The sequence below is a fragment of the Bacillus sp. CFBP9009 genome (genome assembly GCF_036541465.1).
Classification (GTDB): domain Bacteria; phylum Bacillota; class Bacilli; order Bacillales; family DSM-1321; genus Peribacillus.
The window spans coordinates 623,369-638,636 of record NZ_JAZHFU010000003.1 but is presented as its reverse complement, the minus strand read 5'-3'; the positions used below and the strand labels follow the sequence as shown (position 1 = coordinate 638,636).

The 15,268-nt window shown below is 40.6% G+C and carries 13 protein-coding genes; all 13 read right to left on the bottom strand.

Annotation, left to right across the window (positions count from 1 at the left end):
* Positions 1–8 precede the first annotated feature (8 nt).
* The 13 genes from flgC to V3595_RS12425 all read right to left on the bottom strand — a co-directional run bounded on the left by flgC (position 9) and on the right by V3595_RS12425 (position 15,265).
* Entirely contained in the window at positions 9–467 is a 459-nt protein-coding gene (flgC, locus tag V3595_RS12485; RefSeq protein ID WP_485907438.1) for a flagellar basal body rod protein FlgC, read from the bottom strand.
* A complete protein-coding gene (flgB, locus tag V3595_RS12480) occupies positions 467–862 on the bottom strand; it encodes a flagellar basal body rod protein FlgB (RefSeq protein ID WP_402900280.1) in 396 nt (131 codons plus the stop codon). Before flgB ends, flgC begins: the two co-directional genes overlap by 1 nt.
* A gap of 759 nt (positions 863–1,621) precedes the next feature.
* Positions 1,622–2,401, bottom strand: a complete 780-nt coding sequence (codY, locus tag V3595_RS12475; RefSeq protein WP_057278408.1) for a GTP-sensing pleiotropic transcriptional regulator CodY — start codon at positions 2,399–2,401, stop codon at positions 1,622–1,624.
* 107 nt (positions 2,402–2,508) lie between these two features.
* On the bottom strand, positions 2,509–3,918 hold the full coding sequence (gene hslU / locus V3595_RS12470) for an ATP-dependent protease ATPase subunit HslU (RefSeq protein ID WP_048684871.1): 1,410 nt from the start codon (positions 3,916–3,918) through the stop codon (positions 2,509–2,511).
* 12 nt (positions 3,919–3,930) lie between these two features.
* A complete protein-coding gene (gene hslV / locus V3595_RS12465; protein ID WP_048684874.1) occupies positions 3,931–4,458 on the bottom strand; it encodes an HslVU peptidase proteolytic subunit in 528 nt (175 codons plus the stop codon).
* A gap of 20 nt (positions 4,459–4,478) precedes the next feature.
* A complete protein-coding gene (gene xerC, locus V3595_RS12460; protein ID WP_048684877.1) occupies positions 4,479–5,381 on the bottom strand; it encodes a tyrosine recombinase XerC in 903 nt (300 codons plus the stop codon).
* Positions 5,382–5,440: 59 nt separating this feature from the next.
* Entirely contained in the window at positions 5,441–6,748 is a 1,308-nt protein-coding gene (trmFO, locus tag V3595_RS12455) for an FADH(2)-oxidizing methylenetetrahydrofolate--tRNA-(uracil(54)-C(5))-methyltransferase TrmFO (protein WP_101224639.1), read from the bottom strand.
* A 426-nt stretch (positions 6,749–7,174) separates the two neighbouring features.
* Complete coding sequence (gene topA / locus V3595_RS12450) at positions 7,175–9,250, bottom strand: type I DNA topoisomerase (protein WP_402900291.1); 2,076 nt, start codon at positions 9,248–9,250, stop codon at positions 7,175–7,177.
* Positions 9,251–9,517: 267 nt separating this feature from the next.
* Positions 9,518–10,384 carry a DNA-processing protein DprA gene (dprA, locus tag V3595_RS12445; protein WP_485907434.1) on the bottom strand — a complete coding sequence of 289 codons (867 nt, stop codon included), beginning with the start codon at positions 10,382–10,384 and terminating at the stop codon, positions 9,518–9,520.
* Between the two features lie 118 nt (positions 10,385–10,502).
* Positions 10,503–11,405: a succinate--CoA ligase subunit alpha gene (sucD, locus tag V3595_RS12440; protein ID WP_241591141.1), complete on the bottom strand. Its 903-nt coding sequence runs from the start codon at positions 11,403–11,405 to the stop codon at positions 10,503–10,505.
* Positions 11,406–11,423: 18 nt separating this feature from the next.
* Positions 11,424–12,584, bottom strand: coding sequence for an ADP-forming succinate--CoA ligase subunit beta (gene sucC / locus V3595_RS12435; RefSeq protein ID WP_101224636.1), 1,161 nt, complete (start codon positions 12,582–12,584; stop codon positions 11,424–11,426).
* Positions 12,585–13,076: 492 nt separating this feature from the next.
* On the bottom strand, positions 13,077–13,349 hold the full coding sequence (locus V3595_RS12430; RefSeq protein ID WP_485907432.1) for an EscU/YscU/HrcU family type III secretion system export apparatus switch protein: 273 nt from the start codon (positions 13,347–13,349) through the stop codon (positions 13,077–13,079).
* A complete protein-coding gene (locus tag V3595_RS12425) occupies positions 13,346–15,265 on the bottom strand; it encodes a hypothetical protein (protein WP_485907430.1) in 1,920 nt (639 codons plus the stop codon). The genes V3595_RS12430 and V3595_RS12425 overlap by 4 nt, the downstream gene beginning before the upstream one ends.
* Positions 15,266–15,268 lie beyond the last annotated feature (3 nt).

Below are 15,268 nucleotides of genomic sequence, written 5' to 3'. Positions count from 1 at the left end.
TCAAACTTTTATTTCCCGATTTCCAAAGCTTTCAACATCATTCCCTTTGATGCATTTAAAACTGTCACATTTGCTTCGTATGAGCGTGTGACACTCATTAAATCAACCATTTCCCGAAGCGGGTCGACATTTGGCATTTCAACATAACCATCTTCATTGGCATCAGGATGTTCGGGATTGTAATCCAGTTCAAAAGGTGTTTTATCTTTTACTATTCCAGTCACCTTCACTCCATTCCCTACCTCGCTCGTTTTTCCTGATGCTGCGTTTAAGAAACTCGAAAAACCGTTTTCCTTACTTTGCAGCACAACCGATTTTCTTGTATATGGCTTCCATGTTTTTGATTCAGCGTCATATTCCGCCCTGGTAGTATCGGCATTAGCCATATTAGCGGAGATTACATCCATCCTTACCCTTTGACTCGTCAGGCTAGATCCGGTAATGTTTATACTTTGGAAGATTCCCATCACTTACCTCCTCTAATTACATTCTGCAATGATTGAAACTTACCTGAAAGCCTGTCGGTTACTGCATTATAATAAATCTGGTTGGCAGCAAGATCCGTCATTTCCTTATCAACGTCCACGCTATTTCCATTATTGTTATATCGGACATTTTTCTGCGTCACGATGTGAGAAGCATGCCTCCCCTCTGATTTGAAGGTAAAATGTCGTTCATCGGTACGATATGACTCCAGGGAAGATTCCAGTTCTCCCTTAAAGGATTGTATTTTGTCGACCTCTTTAGCTTTATAATTAGGCGTATCCGAATTGGCTATGTTCTGTGAAATGACTTTTTGTTTGGCATTAGAATAATCAAGGGCATTTTCAAGTGATTGAAAAGTATTCGAAAATAATTCCACATCGATCACCTCTTTCTATAATTAACAGATAATGACTTTATCAATAAATTAACCCAGCGCATTTACGTTTTAATTTTAAAGAAACATTATAACTATGTCCATAAACAACACATGGACTTTAGACCCATTATCGTCGAAAATTGTCACAAATTGCTCAAATTTGTCGTTTTTATTAGTATAATTACAGGATTAATATGACGTTATATTACATTTTATTATGATATTCTACATATTAACCAAATTTTACTTCTATTAGATTATATATCATATCGAAAAACAAATCCATATACCTGATACTTTAGAACTAATTTTCAACTTTACTTTAAATTAATTATTTCATTTTAGTTTATTTCACCCTTTTAAATAAAGGATTCTTAAGAAAACAAATGATTACTGCATTTTTTCTTTTTTTGAAAAAAACGATGTTTTTTAAAGCTTTGATCCATTCGACAAAATTCCTAGCTGGCTGAAACCCGTTATCTATAGGATTTTTATAATCAAAAAGTAACATCATTGTTCATTTTCATCATATCGACAGTTATAATGATATAATTACCCTTTTCAAGAAATATTTAACTATCTTTACTGCTTCTAATAGAAAACATGTCTATATTCACATTTCCATTTAATCCGAATTACCTCTTTTTCCTTTCTACCCCTGTCATTCACCCGCATTTGCCTGTTAGTCCCAGAACAGCAACAGATCCAAATATCACAAAAAAAAGGCAGCCCTTTTTCAAGGACTGCCTTTTTAGTATGTTAATTATTTTTAAGCTTCTCTAATTCAAGTAGGAATTTATCGTTCAATACTTTGATATAAGTACCTTTCATTCCAAGAGAGCGTGATTCAATGACTCCTGCACTTTCCAGTTTCCTTAGTGCATTTACGATAACGGAACGGGTGATGCCGACACGGTCTGCAATTTTGGATGCTACAAGCAGACCTTCATTACCTTTAAGCTCCTCAAAGATGTGCTCAATTGCTTCCAATTCGCTGTAAGATAACGAAGATATTGCCATTTGAACGACAGCTTTACTACGAGCTTCTTCTTCTATCTCTTCTGATTTTTCACGCAGGATTTCCATGCCGACTACAGTCGCACCATATTCAGCCAAAATTAAATCATCATCGTGAAATTTTTCTTGTAATCGGGCAAGTACCAATGTTCCTAAACGTTCTCCCCCACCCATAATCGGTACGATCGTTGTTAATCCAGTTGCGAAAAGCTCTTTATTTTCGACTGGGAAAGCAGTATATTCGCTTTCGATATCAAGATTCGAAGAGGTTTCGGGAATATTGAAAAGGTTTTTTGTGTACTCTTCAGGGAATTGTTTATCTTCCAACATTTTGTACATGCGTTCGTTTTCAATTTGCTGACTTACTGCTATGCCAAGTAATTTCCCGCGGCGGCTGACGACGAATACATTCGCTTCGATAACTTCACTTAAACTTTCAGCCATTTCCTTGAAGTTAACTGCTTTACCTGCTGCTTTTTGGAGCATTGCATTGATTTTTCTTGTTTTTGCTAATAAGTTCATTTGATTTGTTCCTCCTAAAAATACCATGGTTCACAATAACTATGAAGTTGTATTTCCGTAATTTTATGTTCATTGCGTAGGCATATCATTGCCCAATTGTTTCTTAATTAAAGGATAAACTGGCTTAAATCTTTGTTCCGGGCGATAGAACCAAGCTTACCTTCGACATATTGGGGGGTAATTGTAATCTTCTCCATCGTTATTTCCGGAGCTTCAAACGATAAGTCTTCAAGCAACCGTTCCAAAATGGTATGAAGTCTTCTTGCACCAATATTGTCAGTGTTTTGATTTACTTCGAAGGCCACTTCAGCTATCTTACGAACAGCATCGTCAGAAAATTCAATTTCTATACCTTCAGTTTCTAATAAAGCAACATATTGTTTTAACAAGGCATTATCCGGTTCATGAAGAATCCGTACAAAGTCGTCTACAGTCAGTTTGTTCAATTCAACACGAATTGGGAATCTACCTTGTAATTCAGGGATAAGGTCGGATGGCTTAGCCATATGAAAGGCCCCAGCAGCAATAAATAGGACATGATCCGTTTTAACTGACCCATATTTAGTCACTACTGTCGAACCTTCAACAATTGGCAGGATATCCCTTTGGACACCCTCTCTTGATACATCCGCTGATGAACTTCCAGATTGCTTACTTGCAATTTTGTCTATTTCATCAATAAAGATAATCCCATTTTGCTCAGCCCCGTATACTGCATCGGAAGTTACTTCATCCATATCAATCAATTTTGCCGCTTCTTCATTTGTTAAAACGGTTCTCGCTTCACTTACTTTCAATTTGCGCTTCTTGCTTTTTTTCGGCATCAAGCTTCCTAAAGCGTCCTGCATGTTCATCCCCATTTGTTCCATTCCCGAACCTTGGAGCATATCAAACATCGAAGCAGCCTGTTCTTCCACTTCGACCGTTATCATTTCACTTTCCAACTCACCATTAGCCAGCTTTTCAGCGACGATTTTTCTTTTTTCCTGCAAACTTAAATCTTCGGAATTTTCTTCCGGGTCCTGTTCGTCTTGATTGTTATTGCCTCCAAAAAAGACTTCAAGAGGATTCTTGAAATTACTCTGCTTTTTAGTGGATGGCACTAATAGCTCTATTAAACGGCGATTTGCATTTTCTTCTGCCCGTTCCTTTACGCTGGCCATCTTTTCTTCCTTCACGAGGCGGACGGAAGTCTCCACCAAGTCACGGACCATGGACTCTACATCCCGGCCGACATACCCGACTTCCGTAAATTTCGTTGCTTCAACTTTTACAAAAGGAGCACCTACCAATTTAGCCATTCTCCGAGCTATTTCTGTTTTCCCAACACCTGTCGGTCCAATCATTAATATATTCTTCGGAACGACTTCGTCACGAAGTTGATCCGAGAGAAGGGAACGTCGGTAGCGATTCCGAAGAGCCACTGCCACTGCCCGTTTTGCCTCACGCTGCCCTACGATATACTGATCCAGTTTTTCAACGATTTGCCTCGGTGTTAAATTAGCTTTTTTTGACATTTGCGCTCCTCCTTACAACTCTTCCACGATTATATTCGTATTTGTAAATACACAAATTTCCGCTGCAATTTGTAAAGATGATTGAGCGATTTCCTTTGCCGATAAGTGGTCACTGGAAAACCGCATTAATGCCCTGCCTGCAGCCAATGCATAATTCCCTCCCGATCCTATGGCGAGAATCCCGTCATCCGGTTCAATTACTTCCCCGGTGCCAGAAACGAGCAGTAAATGGTTCTTATCCATCACGACTAGCATGGCTTCAAGCTTTCTCAATACATTGTCACTTCTCCATTGCTTTGCCATTTCAACGGCAGCGCGCTGAAGATTGCCATTATACTCTTCAAGTTTAGCTTCGAACATCTCAAATAAAGTGAAAGCATCTGCAACGGAACCTGCAAAACCTGCAAGGACATTACCATTAAAGATTTTTCTTACTTTCCTCGCTGTATGCTTCATCACTACTGAATTTCCTAAAGTAACCTGCCCATCACCGGACATGGCACATTCACCTTTATGATGCACTGCAAATATCGTTGTCATAAAGTGTCCCCTTTCAACATTTAAGGCCGCGGATGTGATGCATTGTAGACTTTTTTCAATTGGTCTTTTGTAACATGCGTATACACTTGCGTTGATGAAATTTTTGAATGACCAAGCAATTCCTGAACCGTGCGAATGTCCGCCCCATTATTCAATAGGTGTGTAGCAAACGAATGCCTTAGCATATGGGGATGAAGACTTCCATCTGCGGCTGACTTTTTAATCAATTCATTTAATATATAGCGAACTCCCCTAGGTGTCAGAGGGTCTCCACGAAAATTAACAAATAAATAAACATGCGCCTTGGCGTCAGACGAAGTCAATTCCATCCTGGCTGTACGTATGTATAAATCTATCGCTTCCTGTGCATATCTACCAACCGGAACGTAGCGATCTTTTTTTCCTTTTCCATGGATCAGTACCGTCCCTAAGGAAAGATCGATATCCTGCAGTTTAATATCACAACATTCACTTACGCGAATGCCTGTAGCATACAATAATTCCAGTAAGGCATTGTTCCTTATTCCTATCGGTGAATCTTTCTTTAAAGAAGAAAACAACTGATCCATTTCCTTCTCATAGAGAAAACGTGGCAGTCTTTGATCCTTTTTAGGTAAAGAAGCAAGGGAAAAAGGATTATCCTTCACATCACCTTCACGTAGTAAAAATTTATAAAGGCTCCGCAAACAAGAAGTTTTTCTTGCTACAGTTCGCTTAGAAAGTTTTTTCTCATATAAATTCGTTAAATATAACCGGACATCAAGATATTCAACGGACGTGATGTCCTCAATGCCCTGTTCATTAAGGAACAGAAAAAATTCGTGAATATCACGTTTGTAATTTTCAATGGTGTAATGTGAACTGTTCTTTTCAATTTGTAAATATTCGATGAAGGATGATAATGCCTTTTTTTGATTAATCATGGAAACACCTCGCAAAGGCTAATAAATAGTATCATACTTTAAAACAGCAGGCAAATATTTTACAAATTTTTCACAAAGTTCTGAATTGTGTCTAAAGCGCGTTTAGCATGCGTTTCATTCCGCTCTTTTTTGGATTTGATTCTCACTTCAAGGTCTGGAAGCAATCCAAAGTTGGCATTCATCGGCTGGAAGCTCTTACCATTCGTCGAAGTTATGTACCTTGCCATGCTGCCCATCGTCGTCTCTGCAGGGAAAATGATAGGGTCCAATCCTTGAACGATCCTTGCAGCATTGATACCTGCAACCAATCCCGATGCAGCCGATTCTACATATCCTTCGACGCCAGTCATCTGACCGGCAAAGAATAAATCATCCCGATTCTTGAATTGGTACGTAGGCTTTAAAACATTAGGTGAGTTTATGAAAGTGTTTCGATGCATAACTCCATAACGGACAATTTCCGCATTTTCCAATCCAGGTATGAGCTGCAATACTTCTTTTTGCGGCCCCCATTTCAAATGTGTCTGAAAACCAACAATATTGTAAAGTGTTCCTGCAGCATCATCTTGACGCAATTGAACTACAGCAAAAGGACGTTTTCCCGTTTTTGGATCTTCTAAGCCAACAGGCTTCAATGGACCAAATAACATCGTTTTCTTCCCGCGTGATGCCATCACTTCAATGGGCATGCAGCCTTCAAAAAAGATTTCTTTTTCGAATTCTTTAAGTGGAACTGTTTCAGCAGCAATCAATGCTTCATAAAAGCGGTCAAACTCTTCTTCCGTCATCGGACAGTTCAGATAAGCGGCTTCGCCTTTATCATAGCGGGATTTCAAATATACTTTATCCATATTGATGCTGTCTTTTTCAAGAATTGGTGCGGCAGCATCATAGAAGTACAAGTATTCTTCATCCATGATTTGCTTTAAGCTGTCAGATAGTGACTGACTTGTAAGCGGACCGGTTGCAATGACAGTAGGACCTTCCGGAATTTCCGTTACTTCTTCATTGATGACCGTTACATTTGGATGATTTTTGACCCTTTCCGTAACAAGACCGGCAAATTCATGACGATCAACAGCTAAAGCACCTCCAGCCGGTACAGCACAAGCATCTGCTGCGGACATGATGACCGAATCCAGAATACGCATTTCTTCTTTTAATACACCAACTGCATTTGTTAACGTATTTGCCCGAAGTGAATTGGAACAAACAAGTTCAGCGAATTTATCGGTATGATGGGCTGGCGTTTGTTTTACAGGGCGCATTTCATATAGATCGACTTTAATTCCTCTTTTAGCTAACTGCCACGCCGCTTCACTTCCAGCAAGCCCAGCACCGATTACACTTACTTTTGTTTCTTTCATTTTTCGAACCTCCATGTATAGATATGATAAGACAGGATCATTTATCATTAAAACTGCTTTCATAAAAGTTTCATTTTTAACGATATCTATGTATTTATACCCGAAATACTCATTCCTGCTAACGATAATTTAAAGAATATGCCAGATAGCCGGCATTCTTCCTTCAATCCATTTCTTCTAAAAAGGGTAACGGACACAAATAGGAATTATATCTTTAAAAGAATGTACTTGTCCACTGAATTTTACATCACATGGCTTAAATAAAAAAGTTTCAAGCTTTATCCATTTTCTTCTTGGAAGTTAGTCCACATACTATCATGATATCATACTTTCCTGAACATAAAGAAACTCGGCAGATGCCGAGTCAATTTATATTTAGGTTTTTTCGATAGTTCACAATGATAGTAAACGATTTCACGGTCTTTTCTATGCTTGGGGCAATTCCTTGAAATCACAATCCATGCACTGTACTTGGACGCCTTTTTTGAGTTTTTTCTCAACAAGTGTACCTTCACATTTTGGACAACTCCGCGGCAGCGGTTTATCCCAAGATATGAAGTCACATCCAGGATAGGTATCACACCCATAAAATATGCGGCGTTTTTTACTTTTCCTTTCAATGATGTTTCCTTCTTTACATTTTGGGCATTTAACACCGATTTCTTTAACGATTGGCTTTGTGTTACGGCAATCCGGGAAATTACTGCATGCCATGAACTTTCCATAACGCCCCATCTTAAAGACCATCCCATGTCCGCATTCCACGCAATCTTCACCTGCAGGTTCATCCTTGATTTCAATTTTCTCCATCTCGACTTCAGCTTTAGCCAAATGAACTGCAAATTCCTTATAAAATTCATCGATGACCTTTATCCATTCGATACTGCCTTCCTCGACGCTGTCGAATTCCTGTTCCATCTTGGCAGTGAACTCTGCATCAAGAATATCCGGGAAGAATTCGCGTATCAATTCAAGAACGATCTCACCAAGCTCTGTAGGTATGAACCGTTTATTATCCAAGGTAACATAGCCCCGTTTTTGAATCGTATCCAAGGTAGGAGCATATGTAGAAGGACGGCCTATTCCCAGTTCCTCTAGGGTTTTGACAAGACGGGCTTCAGTATATCGGGGCGGAGGCTGTGTGAAATGCTGCTTCGGCTCGATATCTTTTGAAAAGAATTGATCCCCTTTTTTCACATCCGGAAGTGCATTTTCCTTTTCTTCCACCGAGTCATCGGACCCTTCAACATATACCTTCATGAAACCCGGGAATTTAATTTTTGAACCATTTGCCCTGAAGATGACATCCCCATTATGCAGGTCGATGCTCATCGTATCCATGACCGCCGAAGACATTTGACTAGAAACGAATCGTTCCCAAATCAATTTATAAAGACGGAATTGATCTCTGGATAAGAACTCCTTGACTACACCCGGTTCACGTAATGTACTTGTTGGCCTGACCGCTTCATGGGCGTCCTGGGCATTAGTCTGTTTTTTCTCTTTGCGCTGTTCAACCTGAACATACTCTTTACCATAATTATTTTGAATGAAGGTATGGACTTCCTCTTTCGCAACATCGGAAATCCGGGTCGAATCGGTTCTCATATAAGTGATTAACCCAACTGTACCTTCCTTGCCAAGCTCGATTCCTTCATAAAGCTGCTGAGCAAGCATCATGGTTTTCTTTGCACGGAAATTCAATTTACGTGCCGCTTCCTGTTGCAGGGAAGAAGTCGTAAAAGGAGCGGCTGGATTGCGCCTTCTTTCTTTTTTAGCGACAGCTCCTATCGTAAATTCGCCGCCATTTAAAGAAGCGAGCACTTTTTTGACGTCCTCTTCGTTATTCAACTCCTTCTTCTCACCGCCAATGCTGAAGAAGGAACCTTCAAACTGTTCTTTTCCTTTTACAAAATCAGCCTTGATTGTCCAATACTCTTCAGGGATAAAATCTTTGATCTCCTTCTCCCGGTCAATGATCATCCGTACAGCAACCGATTGGACCCGTCCCGCGCTTAAGCCTTTTTTCACCTTTTTCCACAAAAGCGGGCTTATATTGTATCCGACCAAGCGATCCAAGACCCTTCTTGCCTGCTGTGCATCAACCAATTTCATATTTATTGGCCTAGGTGATTTAAATGATTCTTTGATAGCCTCTTTCGTGATCTCATTGAATACCACGCGGCAATCTGAGTTAACGTCAACATCAAGACTGTGAGCCAAGTGCCAGGCAATGGCTTCCCCTTCCCTGTCGGGGTCAGCCGCGAGATAGATTTTTTTTGCTTTTTTTGCAGCGGTTTTCAATTCTTTTAAAACCGGGCCTTTGCCGCGGATAGTTATATATTTAGGTTCATATTCATGTTCAACATCGACACCCATTTGACTTTTAGGCAAATCGCGTACATGCCCCATGGAAGCCTTTACTTTATATTTTTTTCCCAAGTAACGTTCTATTGTTTTCGCCTTTGCGGGCGATTCCACAATCACTAAGTATTCTGACATCCAATAAATCCTCCTCAAAGAGGTAATATAAATCTTCACTATTATTAATCATTCAAAAATCATTTGTCAACACCTCTTTACTTTTCAAAGCTTGCTGATTCAATTATTTATAGGTATTTTGACAAGAGGTGTCATTTGCAAAACTTATAACAGTTTTACAATATTTTCAACCTTTTTGTCTAATAATTCAACCCATCCTTTTAAAAAACCACCTTTTTTTCTATATTTTCCCGTTTGATTCTCCGTCTATCTTCTATATTATATTGTTCAAAACTCTTCCTCGATCTGCCTGGCACTCAAAACAAGTTTGGCACCATCAGAAATCAATTGATTTGTCCCCAGCGATTCAGGGCTCGTAACATTACCAGGAAGCGCAAACACATCCCTGCCGTGTTCCAATGCAGCTTGTGCCGTAATAAGGGATCCGCTTCTTTCTTTTGCCTCGACCACGAATACTCCCTGTGATAATCCACTGATGATTCGATTCCGAAGCGGAAACATCCAAGGTTCCGCCCTCATTTCCGGTGGAGTCTCAGATATAAGCAAGCCTTTTTTGATGATTTCTTCAGCAAGGGGTTCATTGGATTTTGGATATATTTGCATAAGCCCCCCTCCTAAAATCCCAATCGTATCTCCGCCTTCGCTTAATGTAATCTTATGTGACTCTGCATCGATTCCAGCCGCCACTCCACTTATGATCACGAACTTTTTCTTTACTAGCGGTAATAGAATCGTTTTTAAGGCCTCCAGACCATACGAGGTTGGCTTACGTGTTCCAACAACACCTAGCGTATTCTTCCTTGTTAAAAGCCTCTTATCGCCTTTAAAATAAAGAACCCACGGAGGATCGAATATTTGCTTCAGCAAAAAAGGGTATTCATCATCGAAGATCGTCAAACAATGAATTTGGCTATCTTCGTATATTTTAAGTTTATCGATGGTATTGAGTGAATGTAAATCTTTGAGAAAGAGGTTGAGCTTATTTGAGGGGATAGGGAGCATTTTTGCCCATTCAGCGTGATTCGTCGTGAACAGGGAAGATAATGACGGGTCTTTGGACATGATTATTTGGATTGTTTTCCATCCTGCTCCGCGGCAATGATGGAGATGGATTAACTTTTCTTTTTTATTCAATTGGAAACGCCCCTAATCGGATATTTTTTTAAGTAGGTTGATAGTGATGTACTTGGTGTCTCCCGAGGAAATTGGAGGAAAAAAAGGCCGACCCAAAAAAAGGTCGGCCCAGCTTGAATCAATGTGTTTTACAAGGTTCGTAAATATCTTTTTCTTTCAAGACGGAGATCAATGTTTCACCCATTACGGATGGAGTTTCGGCAACTTTAATTCCACATTCGTTCATAACGCGGATTTTCTCGTCAGCAGTCCCTTTTCCTCCTGAGATAATAGCACCAGCATGACCCATGCGTTTACCGGCTGGAGCCGTACGGCCACCAATGAAACCAACAACTGGCTTAGTCATATTTTCCTTCACCCAGATTGCTGCTTCTTCTTCTGCCGTTCCGCCGATTTCCCCAATCATGATCACCGCATGTGTTTCCGGATCTTCATTGAACGCTTTCAAAACATCAATGAAATCCGTTCCGTTAACGGGATCTCCACCGATACCGACAGCCGAAGATTGCCCAATGCCTGCTTGCGATAATTGGTGAACGGCTTCATACGTCAAAGTTCCAGAACGTGAAACTACACCTACATGGCCTTTTTTGTGGATATACCCTGGCATGATACCAATCTTACACTCTTCAGGAGTAATGACACCTGGGCAGTTCGGTCCGATCAAGCGAGTTTTTTTGCCTTCCATGTAGCGCTTAACCTTGACCATATCCAGAACAGGAATATGTTCCGTGATACAAATGACAAGATCAAGTTCTGCGTCTACGGCTTCTAGAATTGCATCGGCAGCAAATGGAGCCGGTACATAGATAACAGATGCATTCGCGCCGGTTTCAGTGACAGCTTCGGAAACTGTATTGAATACAGGTACCCCTTCCACTTCTGTTCCACCTTTACCCGGAGTGACTCCTCCAACGATTTTCGTGCCGTATTCCAACATTTGTTTTGTATGAAATAATGCTGTTGCACCAGTGATTCCCTGAACGATCACTTTCGTATCTTTATTAATATAAACGCTCATTATGTTCCCCCCTGCCTATTATCCTACAAGTGATACTATTTTTTGTGCTCCATCTGCCATTGATTCAGCAGACGTAATATTTAAACCTGACTCTTTTAGAATCTTTTTGCCTAGGTCCACATTCGTTCCTTCAAGACGAACAACAAGAGGGACATCCAGGCCAAGCTCTTTAGCAGCAGCCACGACGCCTGTAGCGATGATGTCACATTTCATGATTCCTCCGAAGATATTAACGAAGATGCCTTTAACATTTTGATCGGAAAGGATGATTTTGAAGGCCTCTTTCACTTTTTCCTCAGTGGCGCCGCCACCAACGTCAAGGAAGTTAGCCGGATCTCCCATATAATGTTTAATGATGTCCATCGTCGCCATAGCAAGACCGGCACCATTAACCATGCATCCGATATTTCCGTCAAGCGATATGTAACTAAGGCCATGTTTTGATGCTTCAATCTCTTTCGCATCCTCTTCATCCAAATCACGGTACTCCGCGATGTCTTTATGGCGGTAAATCGCATTATCATCGAAGTTCAATTTAGCATCAAGGGCCATTACATCGCCGTCGCCAGTTACCACTAATGGGTTGATTTCTGCGATTGAGCAATCTTTATCAACGAAAGCTGTATATAAGTTAACCATCAGTTTGGAAGCTTTATTTATAAGTGAAGCCGGAATATTGATATTGAATGCAATCCTCCGTGCCTGGAAACCAGTCAGGCCGACAACCGGATCGATTACTTCTTTGAAAATTTTCTCTGGTGTCTTTTCAGCCACTTCCTCAATTTCCGTTCCGCCTTCTTCAGAAGCCATCAATACGACACTGTCCGTAGCACGGTCAAGGACCAGCCCGATATAATATTCTTTTGTAATGTCGCAGCCTTCTTCAATAAGTAAACGCTTAACTTCCTTGCCTGCAGGACCTGTTTGATGGGTCACCAATGTCTTGCCAAGAATCTCTTCTGCATATGTACGCGCTTCATCAAGATTCTTCGCTACCTTGACTCCGCCGGCTTTCCCGCGGCCACCCGCATGAATTTGAGCTTTGACGACAACAACTTCCGTACCTAACTCCTTCGCTGCTTCCACTGCTTCATCAACAGTAAAGGCAACCCGGCCATTTGGAACGGATACCCCGTATTGTCGCAATATCTCTTTCCCCTGATACTCATGGATATTCATTTCCCATCCTCCTTATCTACTAAAAAACAACTTTGAAATTTAATGCGTGTTTTCTCTAACATATTACAACAAAATTCTCCTTCGTGCATAATTTTCTTTCACATAATTTTTAAAATATTATTATAATATACTTCTATACCCATGTTTAAAATGGAGAAAACCTTCTTTGCCGTTGTGTTTTTTTCTTATTAAATTCATATATTTTAGTTCTAAAAATCTATTTTCAAAAAAGTCATTACAGTTATAAATCTTCTAAAAGCACCTCTATGAAAGCCTTTTCACTATATTAACCCAGAGGTCGATTCATTGATAAATTACAATTATCCTTGTCTTGATTCAAAGTAAAAGCAAAAGGACAAAGCCATGGCCTTGTCCTTTTGCTTTTACTTTAGTATTTTTTTAATATAATGAAAATTCATCAGTGATTTCCCTAATATTCTACATAAACTAACAGTAATCCATTAAGCAATATGACTGGGATAAATTAGGAAACTACCGATTCATGTCCTTGTCAACTTTATAAATGAATGCGAATACCTCTGCAACAGCTCCATACAATTCTTCCGGAATCGTTTGATTTATATCCAATTGACCTAAAAGTGCAGCAAGCGATTCGTCCCTTTGGACCGGTATATCCAGTTTCATCGCCTTTTCCAGAATATTTTCAGCCTTTTTACCTTTTCCCTTCGCCAATATGAAGGGCGCTTTAGATGTCTTTTGATCATACTTTAAGGCAATCGCTTCTTTTCGTTTATCATTCTTCATATTCGAATATCCACTCCACTATACGAACCGGCTTCTGAAAAAGGAATCGGTTTCACCCCTTGGTCCCGCTCTTTTTCATGCACGGGATTTACAAAGGAAACCCCTGACAATCTGTAATCCATTTTTTCAAGTTTCTCTCTCAGGATGTCAAGATATTGACCGGCTGCCTCTTCAAGGACCGCACCATTCCCATTGATGACCGTCACTTTGATGATTCGGTTTTGAACCTGCATGTCGATGACCGTCTCTTTAAGGCGTTCCAATTCTAAATAAAATAGGACACGGCAGTAATCCGGGTCAATTTTGCCATCTTTTGTTTTTCTTCCGCTCCATTGTAAAGTCAGATCCGTTTGAGCAGATCCCAGATTGAGTGGAAGTGTAAGAAGTAAATTCTGAATCGGTCCATTTTCCTGTGAAAGGATCTGTTGCGCAGTAATCCGATTTAGGATTTGTTCTGCCATCTCCTTCATAGATGCCGGAATTTGTTCATTCAGCAATTTAAGCAGCAGCGGTTTAAGTGTCTCCAAATCCTTCGGGAACTCCGCCATATCATCTCCAGAAAGGTTAATGAGTGCATGTTCCAGCTGAAGACCAAGGATCTTGGTCATTTCTTTCAGTTGATGTGCAACAGAAGGTCCATCGGTGAAATCGATTGTTTGAAACTCAGCTTCCAATACAAGTGAAAGGACCAGCTTCTCATTATTCCTAGCGTATTGGGCCTCAGGAAGCCTATTAAGCGACTGGAACAATAATTCAGCCGCCTTACCCTTCGACTCAGCTACTTGATCTGTGTCCTTATTCAAGTAGCCTATAAGGTCATTCACTTCCATTTTTCCGCCTACTGCCTTTTTAGCTGTTGCTTCGGTAAAAGAACTCTGGAGTAAATGAAAGGCAAGAGAGGAAAGTTTTTCTGCAGGAATGTTTTTTCTCGGCATCGAGTGGATATCAATTGGCAGTTTTGCCCCCACATGTTCATGACCGTTCAATATGCGATTAATAGCAGTATCGATCTCTTCAACTTTTGCAAATGCTCCGCTTTTTGCCTCGGAAAGCAGCTGCAATCCTTGGTGTAATTTATCAACCGCTGAATTCTTAGCAATACCTGACCTAGCCTCAGCTCCATCAATTAAATTCTCCCGAAAGACAGATTCCGTCATTCCCTTTGGTATGAAACCCGTCTTTTGAAGCAGGGAAAATGCACCAGATTTCATTTCTGGCGTTGAATCGAAATCCAGCCAAGTGGTGACTAGTTTTTGCAAACCGATTTGTTGAAACTGGTTCTGTTTAGCAACGTGTAAGGAGTCCAACACTTCCATTAGCTTGACGGCAGTCCTCGTTACTGCCCCACCATCCTCCAGCTTTTGCTTGAAGCCACTGAGGAGTTTATGGAAAGGTTCACTTTTGGACTGTGTAAATAAAGCATCAAATACATCTTCTACAAAAGGCAGTTGCTGAATGAACATCGTTTTTATTACAGGCAGACCGACTTCTGCAGCATCAGCAGCTTTTAACCATTGCATGGCGGGCTGAAAAGTTTCCTTGGTTATCGGGAGGCGATTTGTCAGGAGATATTCGGCAAGCTTCGTTGCGGACGGTTCGGGCGTTATGCCTAGATGAGCTATTAATTTTGCAGCCGTTCCCTTTATGCCGGAATCGTTCAAATCGGGGGAATCTAAAGCTTTTAACACGAGCCCCGCCTCAATTGGGTCCTGCACTTGAAACCAATGCCTTTCTCCTGTCCGAAGCGGGATATCGAGAGTGGCAATCATTTTTTGATGGCCAATCTGTACTTCGGCCGTTTGGTTAGGAAAAACCTTATTCACCTTCCCGAAAAGGATTTGCCCGTTTTTCCAACTCGCAGTTCCTTTTATTTCAATGGGTGAAGATAACGGTTGACCGCTTGTTATGGATTGCACCAC

What these genes read in the sequence shown, in the direction of transcription:
- hslV (WP_048684874.1), bottom strand. Translation starts at nt 4,458, where the DNA reads ATGACAACGATATTTGCAGTGCATCATAAAGGTGAATGTGCCATGTCC.
- trmFO (WP_101224639.1), bottom strand. Translation starts at nt 6,748, where the DNA reads ATGAAAGAAACAAAAGTAAGTGTAATCGGTGCTGGGCTTGCTGGAAGT.
- topA (WP_402900291.1), bottom strand. Translation starts at nt 9,250, where the DNA reads ATGTCAGAATACTTAGTGATTGTGGAATCGCCCGCAAAGGCGAAAACA.
- sucD (WP_241591141.1), bottom strand. Translation starts at nt 11,405, where the DNA reads ATGAGCGTTTATATTAATAAAGATACGAAAGTGATCGTTCAGGGAATC.
- xerC (WP_048684877.1), bottom strand. Translation starts at nt 5,381, where the DNA reads ATGATTAATCAAAAAAAGGCATTATCATCCTTCATCGAATATTTACAA.
- sucC (WP_101224636.1), bottom strand. Translation starts at nt 12,584, where the DNA reads ATGAATATCCATGAGTATCAGGGGAAAGAGATATTGCGACAATACGGG.
- hslU (WP_048684871.1), bottom strand. Translation starts at nt 3,918, where the DNA reads ATGTCAAAAAAAGCTAATTTAACACCGAGGCAAATCGTTGAAAAACTG.
- V3595_RS12430 (WP_485907432.1), bottom strand. Translation starts at nt 13,349, where the DNA reads ATGAAGAATGATAAACGAAAAGAAGCGATTGCCTTAAAGTATGATCAA.
- codY (WP_057278408.1), bottom strand. Translation starts at nt 2,401, where the DNA reads ATGAACTTATTAGCAAAAACAAGAAAAATCAATGCAATGCTCCAAAAA.
- flgC (WP_485907438.1), bottom strand. Translation starts at nt 467, where the DNA reads ATGGGAATCTTCCAAAGTATAAACATTACCGGATCTAGCCTGACGAGT.